General features: G+C 40.1%; 10 protein-coding genes. All 10 read right to left on the bottom strand.

Annotation, left to right across the window (positions count from 1 at the left end):
* Positions 1 to 49: 49 nt before the first annotated feature.
* Entirely contained in the window at positions 50 to 1,150 is a 1,101-nt protein-coding gene (locus tag V7K53_RS05895) for a glycosyltransferase (RefSeq protein WP_335196678.1), read from the bottom strand.
* Positions 1,151 to 1,338: 188 nt separating this feature from the next.
* The gene (locus V7K53_RS05890) at positions 1,339 to 2,652 is read right to left on the bottom strand and encodes an NAD(P)H-dependent oxidoreductase (RefSeq protein WP_335196677.1); all 1,314 of its coding nucleotides are present in this window, start codon (positions 2,650 to 2,652) and stop codon (positions 1,339 to 1,341) included.
* A gap of 351 nt (positions 2,653 to 3,003) precedes the next feature.
* Positions 3,004 to 3,549, bottom strand: a complete 546-nt coding sequence (rfbC, locus tag V7K53_RS05885; protein ID WP_322660926.1) for a dTDP-4-dehydrorhamnose 3,5-epimerase — start codon at positions 3,547 to 3,549, stop codon at positions 3,004 to 3,006.
* A 65-nt stretch (positions 3,550 to 3,614) separates the two neighbouring features.
* Entirely contained in the window at positions 3,615 to 4,460 is an 846-nt protein-coding gene (locus V7K53_RS05880) for a phytanoyl-CoA dioxygenase family protein (protein WP_335196676.1), read from the bottom strand.
* 21 nt (positions 4,461 to 4,481) lie between these two features.
* Positions 4,482 to 5,324: a phytanoyl-CoA dioxygenase gene (locus V7K53_RS05875; protein WP_335196675.1), complete on the bottom strand. Its 843-nt coding sequence runs from the start codon at positions 5,322 to 5,324 to the stop codon at positions 4,482 to 4,484.
* A 50-nt stretch (positions 5,325 to 5,374) separates the two neighbouring features.
* Entirely contained in the window at positions 5,375 to 6,388 is a 1,014-nt protein-coding gene (locus V7K53_RS05870; RefSeq protein WP_335196674.1) for a glycosyltransferase family 2 protein, read from the bottom strand.
* A 38-nt stretch (positions 6,389 to 6,426) separates the two neighbouring features.
* Positions 6,427 to 7,380, bottom strand: coding sequence for a glycosyltransferase family 2 protein (locus V7K53_RS05865; protein WP_335196673.1), 954 nt, complete (start codon positions 7,378 to 7,380; stop codon positions 6,427 to 6,429).
* 221 nt (positions 7,381 to 7,601) lie between these two features.
* Positions 7,602 to 8,630 carry an NAD-dependent epimerase/dehydratase family protein gene (locus V7K53_RS05860; RefSeq protein WP_292738779.1) on the bottom strand — a complete coding sequence of 343 codons (1,029 nt, stop codon included), beginning with the start codon at positions 8,628 to 8,630 and terminating at the stop codon, positions 7,602 to 7,604.
* Positions 8,631 to 9,188: 558 nt separating this feature from the next.
* Positions 9,189 to 10,403 carry an L-2-hydroxyglutarate oxidase gene (gene lhgO / locus V7K53_RS05855; RefSeq protein WP_094351584.1) on the bottom strand — a complete coding sequence of 405 codons (1,215 nt, stop codon included), beginning with the start codon at positions 10,401 to 10,403 and terminating at the stop codon, positions 9,189 to 9,191.
* 104 nt (positions 10,404 to 10,507) lie between these two features.
* Positions 10,508 to 11,281 carry a glucose-1-phosphate cytidylyltransferase gene (gene rfbF / locus V7K53_RS05850; RefSeq protein WP_335196672.1) on the bottom strand — a complete coding sequence of 258 codons (774 nt, stop codon included), beginning with the start codon at positions 11,279 to 11,281 and terminating at the stop codon, positions 10,508 to 10,510.
* Between the last annotated feature and the right edge of the window lie 384 nt (positions 11,282 to 11,665).

Raw genomic sequence — 11,665 nt, 5'->3', positions numbered from 1 at the left:
GGAGAGAGCAAATAAATAGGTAATCTGATAGTGGAAAGAGATTCAGAAATCAAATGAATAATTGCTGCACGCCACAAGCTTGGTTGATAATTTGTTCAACCTTGCCAAAAAATGCATTTTCTGAAAAATTTGCTACTGCATGATTACGGATGCGATCGTAATCCCAAGAAATGCCGTTAGCTTCTAGTAAGGCAACTTGGAGAGAGTCGGGTGTTTGTCTTTTGAAAAAGACTCCTGTTTCACCTGGAATTTGAGTATCTAATACTCCACCCGCTCCATAAGCGATGACTGGTGTACCGCTAGCATTAGCCTCAACTGGAACTAACCCGTAATCTTCTAAGGCTGCGACAATAATAGACTTGGCTTTGGAAAACAAGTCTTTGCGGGTTCTATCACTTACGTGTCCCAAGAACACAATATTTTGTAATGCTTTGGATTTTAACCGTGCTAGTTCTGGGCCGTCACCAGATATTAATAGCCGCCACCCCAACCAATTAAAAGCTTCGACTATTATATCAAGTCGCTTATAACCGATCATCCGGGCGGAGGCCAGATAATATTCATCTTTTATATCTGAAAAAACAAATTTACTAGTATCAATTGGATAGTTCACCATCATTGCCTTTTTGCCATAAATTTTTTCAATTCGGCGGGCAACAACACTAGAATTAGCAATGTAAAGGTCAGGCTCTTGTGCATATTTCAAGTCTACCTTTCTCATGACTTGAAATACTTGTTCGATTAAAGGAGCAAAATATCTATAGTCCCCGTACTCTCTTAAATAAGTTGCTGTATCCCATAAGAAACGGGTGACGTTATGGCAAAAACAAATGTGGCGGGCATTGGGATTTTTTCGCACTGCTTTGGCAAAGCTGGTGCTACTACTAATAATTAAATCGTAGTCTTGCAGATCCAAGGCACGAAAGGCAGGAAAATATAGAGGAGCCATCGACCTAAAATATTTTGCTGCACCAGGAATCTTTTGTAAGAAGGTTGTATTAACGATGCGATCGCCTAGATCGATAGTTTTTTGGGGGTCGTACAAAGATGTGAAAATATCTGCTTCGGGATAGCGCTTACAAAGCAGTTCAAACACACGCTCTGCCCCACCTCGCTGGGTTAAATAATCATGGACGAGAGCAATTTTCATGAAATTTGACCTAAAGTTTCGATCGGGTTTGTTGAAACGCTCCCCAGCAAGTTACTATCAACAACTTTAGTGTCCCGCAGTATAGCTTTCTATCCTCTTGATGAAATTTTGGCGACGAACATATAGAGGCGTACAGCTGTACACCCCTACAGCTAATTCATTTGTGGCAAATGTTTTGAGAACCGATATTATCCAACTGCTACTAAGATTTTTTCTGGAGCAAAATAATTGTTTTGCTCAGTTCGTAGTTGGTCGCAGAGTCTGCCTTCAGGTAATTCTACATCCTCATAAGTGAGGACTCGATCTTTAGAAATATCTCGTTTGAGGCGGCACCCTTCAGCTAAACCCATTGGTAGAAGATTTTGCTGTTGGACGATATCGGAATTTTCACATTGTCCGTAGGTCATGTAGTAGCCGATGCCATCTAAGGTTTCTCCTGCTTTCAGGTCGATTTTGGCGGTGGTGACAACATCTACTAGCGGGCCTGCTAGTGGAGACATAACGGCATCACCAAATAAAACAGCACGCGCTACGGACAAGGGAACTTCAAAATGACAGAGGTGATAAGGAGTATAGAAGCTGTAAAGTGGGCCTTCGCCTAATTTGTATAAGTTGAGATAGTGGCGTTGCTTGGGGTCGTCGTGAGTGGCAAATACATATACGCCTGGGCCTGGTTTGGCTCCAACTACATAATCGACAATACCGCCCAGTTCTTTGAGTTGTTCAACATCATATAATTGGGTCATTTCATCGACATGACCGCTGAAGTCATATCCCAACATTCCCCGTTTGGCGACTTTCATGCCTGTGGCATTGGCAACGATCGCTTGCTCGAAGGAAATTTTGCTTCCGTCGGCGAAACTAGTCACCATGTGGGGCTTTTGACCCCAACGTTTAGCAAATCCTTCTTGAGTAGTGGGATTGCGATAGGGGTCTTGGAGTCCTTTAATGTTACCGCACAATAAGGGAGTTAAACCAATGCTTTTTACAAAGCGATAAAGGTTCATTTGTACCCCTGGCTGATCGCCATCACAAGCGCTGAGTATCACACCTGCTTTGTCGGCATACACTTTCAGGATGGGGCCAATGGTGCCGTCGAGTTCGGCATTCATCATGATCACATGTTTGCAATGGGCGATCGCTTCCATAACGATCTGAGCGCCAAATTCAACTGCACCCGTGACTTCGATTAATGCATCGATGCCTTCAGCCCGACACAGTAACTTAGCGTCTTCTGTGACTGCATACTTACCGTTAGCGATCGCATCTTCTAATTCGCTGACAGTTGCAACAACTTGAATATCTTCAATTCCTGCTTCCGAATAAGCTTGTTTAGCTGCACTAATCTGGCGATTAGAGATAGCAACTAACTCCATTCCTGGCACTGAATTGACAATTTGGTTGGCAATTCCTCTACCCATAAAACCAGCACCAATCATTCCCACCTTGATAGGATTTCCTGCTGCTGCACGGGTTTGTAAGGCGCGATCGATAATAATCATGAACTAAACTCCTTTTTGGAACTGTTTGTTGTGTTACAAATTCTCGATAATTTTGCACTTAATAATTTTTTACAGCTAAACATTAAGTACATTTTCATGGTAATTATCATTAATGATAGCTACTAACTGGTTGCTTGCTAGATGCCATAACAGCAGTCTGTTTTTCCAGCTATGATTTTTGATAATTTGCTCCACAGCATTTCTGTAGGCTTGGGCAAACTTTTCTTTGGTATTAATTTGCTCTTGTATATTTCCTCCCCCTGCTCCCTGCGGTATATTTTTTGGAAATACCTTACCTCATACAGAGGAGCCAGTGTGTTGTGTGGAAAACACCTGGCACAGAGAAATAGTCTATACGCCAACAGTCATCATTCTCAACAAAGGCCAATTTAAATCTTTCTCGGAGATTTCAGTCACATCTAGAGGCCAATCAATGTTAAAGAATGGATCGTCATAGCGTAAACCTCTTTCATATCCTGGGGTGTAAAATTCACCCACTTGATATACAACTTCAGTCTCATCGGTGAGCGCTTGATAGCCATGAGCAAACATTTCTGGAACATATAAAGCGCGGCGATTTTCTGGGGTTAGCTCTACACCAATATGTGATAAAAAGCTAGGGGATTCAGGACGCATATCAATAATTACGTCGTAGATTGCGCCTTTAGTACAGCGAATCAATTTTGTTTCTGCGGCTGGCAGAATTTGATAGTGCATTCCTCGGATAGTACCTTTTTTGTAATTAAAAGACAGGTTACATTGAGCAACTGTTGGCTTTAATCCGTGTGCTTCAAATTCTTGAGCGCAGAAAGACCGAGCGAAAAAACCACGGTGATCTGGCTTTTCTTCTAAATCAATGATGAATGCGTCTTTGAGTGCAGTTTGAGTGAAGATCATGAATGAATAACCTTGAATAGTCTTGAGGGGATTTTGATATTAACAAGTAGCTTGCTTTAACTGAACTAGATGGCGCTATTACTAACTGGTTCAGTTAACTTTGGTTGGGGAAAAGTATTGTCTCGATATTGAGTACAAACTTCTGGGCGATCGGGAGAAGTAGAAGTGTAGCACGAGAATAAAGTTAGCCTATCTTCTGTGCGTGATGTACCGTGATGTATGGCTTTTTTGGGATCGACAATAATCACTGTTCCTGCCGATCCTGTACAAGATTTCCAAGCCTCTTTCGGGATAATTTCATTTAGTTCTTCATCGGTGATTCCTAAATGACCAGATTGCCAAAGCTTGTAGTAAGTACGGTAATAGTTCAATCTAAATAAAGAGGTTAAAGAGGCTGGGATATATTCAAATGGCCCGTGCTTTTCTTCAACATCATTTAAATAAATAATGATTTTGATCATCCGGCGGTCTTCTGCATCTTTATGCCATAGTTGTGTACCAAACTGACTTTTATTAGGAAAATCTTTGCGGAGATGTACACCATGAAAAATAATTGGCAGACCAATGTAGTTTTCAATGATGTTTAGAAGCCTTTTTTCGCTTCCCCAAGTAGCAAATTCAGGTAAATATGTAACTGTGTAAACTTGGGGAAATTTTTCTTTTGAATCGTCATGATTGCCAGATTCCATTTGGGAGGAATAACCATAAGCTGCCTTGAGCAATTCTGCTGTTGAATCGAATCCCAATTCAGCAAGTGTGGTAATATGAATACCATCACATTTAAGGTCATTAAGAATTTTGCGATCGCTTGCTTCTAGTGCAGGCAAATTAGCAGCATGTTTCAAAAGTGCTAATCTGTAAACTAATTCAGATCCAAGTGAAGATATTTTACGTTTAATCTTGATCAGCATTGCATGACTACCTTTAGTACACTATCGGCTATTTTCGACTTGCTGCCTTAACTCTGCTCTGGGATAAGTATCATCCCAGTATTGGGTGCAGAGTTCTGGTTTTTCAGGAGGGTTGGCGGTGTAACAAAAGAATAGTGTTAAGCGGTCTTCTGTGCGGACTGTGCCGTGATGTAAAGTATTTTTCGCATCTACAATCAAGACAGTACCTGCTGGACCTGGGCAGGATTTCCAAGCTGATTTGGGGATGATTGTTTTCACTTCTTCATCATCGATTCCCCTATAGCCTGACTTCCAAAGTTTGTAGAACAGCCGAATATAATTCCAACTAAATAAGGAAGTTAAAGAGCGGGGAATATATTCAAAAGGCCCAGTTTTTTCTTCGACATCATTCAAGTAAATAAAGATTTTGATAATGCGGCGGTCTTCGGAATCACCATGCCATAGTAATGTACCAAACTGATGTTTGCTAGGGAAATCTTTACGTAAATGTACACCGTGAAAAGCAATAGGAAGACCAATATAATTTTCGATGAGATTGAGAAGTCTTTTCTCCATTGCCCAGGCATAAAACTCTGGTAAACCTGTAACTGTGGAAATTTGTGGCAACTTTTCGTCTAGATGGCCGTTGTTGGGATTTTCCATCTGAGATAATTGCTGGTAAGCAGCTTTGAGCAGTTCGGAGCTAGAGTTTAAGCCTAAATCTGCCAGTGTTGTGACATAAACACCGTCTTTTTTGAGAGCCTTGAGAATGTTGCGATCGCGCCCTTCCAATGCTGGCAGATTTCTGCTATGCTTCCAACAAGCTACATAATATTCAAAGTCAGCAGATAGCGTAGATAATTTGCGTTTAATTAGATTAAACATGTGGTAAATTCTTTCTATTTTCAATGTCGATTTATCAGCCATTCAGTAGTTTATGGCTTATAGCTCCGTATTTCTTGAGCAGGTATTTCACTTGATTCTGCTAAACTAAATTCTTTAGAAATCATCACGTCAAAAGCACATAAACCGACTAAAGCCAAAAATGGGACTACTGTCTGAATAGCAGACATAGGCCATCTTCTTAAAGCACCTAAGAAAACTTTCAAGTTGACTTCTTTACCGTTTTGCAAAAGCATCCGCCGACAAAACTGCTTAGAATATCCACTCTGCTCCAATTTCAAAATTACTTCGGGTATATGTTTGTATTGCATTAAAAGTGCAGATTTTGGTTCTTTCTGCCAATAACTCACACCCACAACACATTCCAAATAAGTCTCTTTCGTGACAATTACACGACCATTAGAAGCACAATATCCGGCTAAATATGCTAAAGATATCCAGTTATTCTCAGCATCTTGCCAATTTTGGAGAGCGCGTTTCACTAAATCAGTGCGGTAGATTGTAGCAGTCAGAAAAATGACTGCACCGACACTTTTTGAGAAACAATGCTCAAATATAGCTTTACCATCACCATCACCATCACCATCTTCACTATCTATATCAAACCAGCGATTACCAACAATTGTTGGTGGATGAACTGGTTCACCAGTAATTTGGTTCCGACCGGAAAAGTTGAGAAACAATAATGATAAATCTTCATATCGCTTAAGTTTGCTAATCACATAAGCAATAGCTCTATCTTGAATTGGATCATCATCACCAATCGTCCAAACATATTTTGTTGTAGTAGAATTTAGGCAATACATAATATTTTTGACAACGCCTAAATTCTGAGGATTTTTATTTGATTTAAATGGGATGCTGCTAAGTATTATTTGCCATTTTTTAATCACATCCTGAGTATTGTCTGTTGAACAATTATCAGAAACTAAAATTTCACAATCATCTTCAAAACCTTTGATAGCTTGAGCTAGCCATGCTAACTGTTTATCCAGTAATTCAGCACGATTATAAGTCGGTATAGCAATGGTCAGTAATTTCTGCATGGTAAAAAATAGTAGTTAATAAATTGATGTATGAATGGTTATAGGCTAGTCTCTAGCTGTTTGGGTGGAAAAAGAATTGCCCAAGCTGATATGCTTAACAAACGTAGGTAAGGAATAAATATCTTGATTGTCAATAAAGGCCAACGTTTTAAAGCACCTAATAAGATTTTTAAGTCAGTTTTTTGATGGAAATTCTGCCAAATCATTTCCTGACAAAATTTATGAGGATATCCTACCTTTAGTAGTTTTATATAAACTTCAGGTATGTAGGCATATCGCATTTTAAAGTTCCATGTTGGGTCGAGATCCAAAAGACTAGCGCCCATAGTACATTCTAAATAAGTGTCTTTAGTGACGATGACACTTCCATGAGCAGCGCAAAATGCAGTCCAATATGCTTGAGATGCCCAATTATTAGTAGCAGACGGCCATTTTTGTAAAGCACGTTGCACTAAATTTGTGCGATAAATTGCTGCTGATATAAAAAGTACACCACCAAAGTTTTCATTCAGATAACTTTGAAATACAGTTTTACCATCAACTCTTAATTCGTCGTTATCACTATTCAACCAGCGTTCGACAACAAGTTGACCTGTTTGTTTTTGACGACCAGAAAAGTTTAAAAACATTAGTGCTAAATCTGAATGTTTTTTAAGTGTTGTTAACACATAATCTAGGGTTCTCTCTTGAATTGGATCGTCATCACCAATTGTCCAAATATATTTACTAGTTGGAGCTTTTAAGCAACAGGCAATATTACCCATTACCCCAATATTTTCACTATTACTATTTGATGTAAATGTTACATTACTAAGAATTATCTGCCATTTTTTAATAATTTCTTGGGTATTATCTGTAGAACAATTATCAGAAACAAAGATTTCACATTCAGACTCAAACCCTTTAATAGATTTGGCTAACCAAGTAAGTTGTTTATCTAAAATCTGGGCACGATTGAATGTAGGAATTGCGATAGTCAGCAATTTATTCATCTTCTACTTTGTTTATTTGGTTTTTTCTCAAAATGTAGCGATGCAGTCCAGCAGCAATCTCTTTAGCTTTCAGATGGCTAGCTCGTTTACTAATGCTGAGATGAGCGCCATAAAATTTAACTCGCTGATTGCAAATGATTTGATGGATGGAATAAGCCCGAATCAACGCTATTTGATTCGGAAGCTTAGATTCCTTTTCAGTTGCGGCTAGGTAACTTTAGCTATTTTTTATTCCAGAAGAAATCTTTGTCAATTTGCTCTGTCCGAATTAGATACTCTAGCTGTTTTAAGCGGGTAAATCCTCTAAACAAGAAAGTATCTTCAGCCATGTGTATTTGACTGAATAAATCAAATAGCTGCTGGGCACCAAGTCGGGCATTCCAATCACATTTAAATCCAGGTAGGATTGTGTTGATTTTCTCGAAGGATACGCGATAGCTGCGGTTATCTGCGCCGTTATCACCAAAGGACAATTTGCAATCTGGGAAAACATCAGCAATAATTTCCGCGATTTCTTTAACGCGATAGTTATTTGCTGTATCTCCCACGTTGAAGATTTGGTTATGTACAATGTCTCGTGGTGCTTCTAAGGTGCAAACTATTGCTTTGCAAATATCCAATGCGTGGACTAATGGCCGCCAAGGTGTGCCATCACTAATCATTTTGATTTCTTTGCTAGTCCATGCCAACCCTGCTAAGTTGTTTAAAACAATATCAAAGCGCATTCTGGGAGAAGCACCAAAGGCTGTTGCATTCCGCATAAAGGTGGGAGAAAAGTCATCGTCAGCGAGTGGTCTGACATCTCTTTCTACGAGAGTTTTACATTCTGCGTAGGCTGTTTGGGGATTAACTGGGGATTCTTCTGTGACATCACCTGCGGTAGCAACACCGTAGACACTGCACGAAGACATATATACGAAGCGACGCACACCCATAGCCTTAGCCAGACTAGCTAGACGAACTGAACCTACATGATTAATTTCGTAGGTAATATTTGGTGCTAATTGTCCGGCTGGGTCATTGGAGAGTTCCGCCATGTGAACTATGGCTTCAATACCTTCCAAATCATCAGGGGTGATGTTGCGGATATCTTTGTTGAGGGTTTTGGGTGTCACTCCACTTGGGTTGTACAGCCAACCAACTTTATAGAAGCCAGTATCTAGACCAATAACTTCATGTCCTCTTTCGATTAACAGAGGCGGTAATAATGAACCTAGATAGCCTTCTGTTCCAGTTACTAATATTTTCATTGTGGTTAATTCCTTTGTATTGTGTTGATGAGTTAAATTCTTCGTTTAGCATGGACGCACAGATGTACGCCCTAGTAGTCTGCCAACCCAAAATTGTTAGGTGAGGGCTGGGGAAAGGGGAAAGGTTAAAGGTTAAAGGAGTAAACATCTTTTCCCTTTCCCCCTTGCCCTTTACCCCGCCAAGTTTCCTTGGCGAACTAGTAGAGTGTGTTGCATCTAGAAGGGAACCGCTATATTTTTAGTTTGTATGCAATAACTTGACCTCTCTCCAAACCTCTTTCCTATTAGGAGAGAGGCTTTGAATCTTATCCCTTTTGTTTGGGTTGGAGGTCATTGGACTCAACCTAGAAGCGCTATATATAAAGTTATTACATAGTTTGCTGACTAACCCATTGGGTAGCAACACTCTATAGCGGTTCTGAATTGATGCACGACACTTTTTTGTTTCTTGTGGGATGAGTATTTTAACCGTCCCTTGTATTTCGAGGCAAAGAAAGATGCCCACTATACAAGATTCATCCCTTAATTCAGCAGTCCCGGAAATAACAACTATGATATCTATGCAGTGACTACACTCTCTAGATGCGAAAGTTGGGGGATTTCTGCCACAAGTGCTTTACCGATTTCTAGAGAGGATGTGGCAGCAGGAGAAGGAGCATTGCAAACATGAATGGAGTTTTGACCAGAAACAATCAAAAAGTCGTCTACAAGCTTGCCATCGTTCATTAAGGCTTGAGCGCGAACTCCTGCATGGGTGGGAACTAAGTCTTCTGCTTGCACTTCGGGAATTAGTTTTTGTAAACTTCTGGTGAAGGCTGCTTTGCTAAAAGAACGAATGATTTCTTGAATGCCTTCATCAGCGTGTTTAGCTGCTAACTTCCAGAAACCCGGATAGGTGATGACTTCTAGGAAATCCCGTAAGTCAAAGTCGGTTTTTTTGTAACCTTCGCGTTTGAGTGATAGAACCGCGTTTGGCCCTGCATGGACGCTACCATCAATCATCCGGGTAAAGTGGACACCCAAGAAGGGGAAATCTGGATTGGGAACTGGATAGATTAGTGTCTTGACTAGATAGCGTTTTTCTGGGGTGAGTTCGTAGTATTCTCCCCGAAATGGGACAATTTTGGCTTGGGGTTCAACTTGACCTAGTTTGGCGGTGCGATCGCTATGCAATCCAGTACAATTAATTACAAAGCGGGTTGCAAAGCTACCTTTGTTTGTTTCCAATACCTGATTTTTACCACTTGGAGAGATTTTCAGGACTTTTGTATTGAGGTGCAAATCCCCACCCTGCTGTTGAATTAGCTGGGCATATTTCAAACAAACTTGCTTGTAATTAACAATACCAGTTGAAGATACGCGAATTCCACCTACACATCTTACGTGAGGTTCAATTTCCTTGACTTCTTCGGGGCTAATTCTCTGGACTTCTATGCCATTGTCTAAGCCGCGTTGGTAGAGATTTTCTAAGCGTGGTAGCTCTTGTTCTTCAGTTGCAACAATTACCTTACCACAAACTTCATGGTCAATTCCATGCTCTTGGCAGAATTCTACCATTGAACGAGAACCATCACGACAAAATTTAGCTTTGAAACTCCCTGGCTTGTAGTAAATACCAGAATGAATTACCCCGCTATTATTGCCAGTTTGGTGAAATGCCCATTGGCTCTCTTTTTCTAGTACTAAAATACGAGCATTGGGATAGCGTTTTCCTAAAGCCAACGCTGTCGAGAGTCCAACTATTCCCCCACCTATAATCGCAAAATCATACATTAGTCTTATCGCACTTCAAATTACAGTAAATCTATAAAGTCATTTGTCATTTGTCATTTGTTATTTAACTCCTGACTCCTAACTCCTAACTCCTAACTCTTCTCTTACCATACCTTCCAAGGAGCCTGATTGTTCTTCCACAGCCCTTCAAGATAGTTTTTATCGCGTAAAGTATCCATTGGTTGCCAAAACCCATCATGTCTGAAAGCAGATAGCTGTTCCATATCAGCTAGCTTTTCTAATGGCTCTTGTTCCCACACTGTAGAGTCATCAGCAATTAAGTTAATTACTTCTGGTTCTAACACAAAATAACCACCATTAATCCAAGCTCCATCACCTTCCGGTTTTTCCCGAAAGCTGGTGATTTTAGTTTGCTCGTATCCTAAAGAAATGGCACCAAAACGTCCGGCTGGTTGAACAGCGGTAAGTGTTCCTAAGCTTCTTTGTTCTCTGTGAAACTTAACTAGCTCAGTGATATTAATATTACTGACACCATCGCCATAAGTAAAGCAAAAAGTCTCGTTACCAAGATGTTCGCTGATTCGCTTTAAACGTCCACCTGTCATTGTATTATCACCCGTATTTACTAAGGTGACGCGCCAGGGTTCTGCATAACCAGAATGCACGTTCATCTGGTTAAAGCGCATGTCAAAGGTAACATCTGACATGTGTAAAAAGTAATTAGCAAAATACTCTTTAATGATGTAACCTTTGTAACCACAACAAATAATAAAGTCATTAATGCCGTGGGCAGAGTATGTTTTCATTATGTGCCAGAGAATTGGCTTACCACCAATCTCAACCATCGGCTTGGGTCTAACACTGGTTTCTTCACTGAGGCGTGTACCAAGACCTCCAGCCAAAATCACCGCTTTCATGCAATTACCTCGGAGATTTGTAGGGATATGATTATTCGACTTTTTCGAGATGAAGAGGATGCACTTCAGGGGAGAGAAATGTATTTCTGATTTCTGTTTCTCCGTCAATAATCTAACTGTAATTTCTGATGAAATTATAAAGGAAAGATAAATTAAAATCTTTTCTATATAAAAGCTCTATGAATATCTATAAATACAGAAATAAATTACTCAATAGACCTCTTGCATAAATCAAAAATAAGAAAGAACCCCACCCCGCCAAAGCTACGCTTTGTCTCCCCTCCCCGCTTGCGGGGAGGGGTAGGGGGTGGGGTGTTAGGGACTTTTGCAAGAGGTCTAATGAAATAAAAATGTTACCTATAAAATAACTAGGATTAGCTGGCG

The sequence above is a fragment of the Nostoc sp. genome, from assembly GCF_036917355.1.
Classification (GTDB): domain Bacteria; phylum Cyanobacteriota; class Cyanobacteriia; order Cyanobacteriales; family Nostocaceae; genus Nostoc.
The sequence above is the reverse complement of the archived record's forward strand: the minus strand, read 5'-3'. Positions and strand labels throughout refer to the sequence as shown.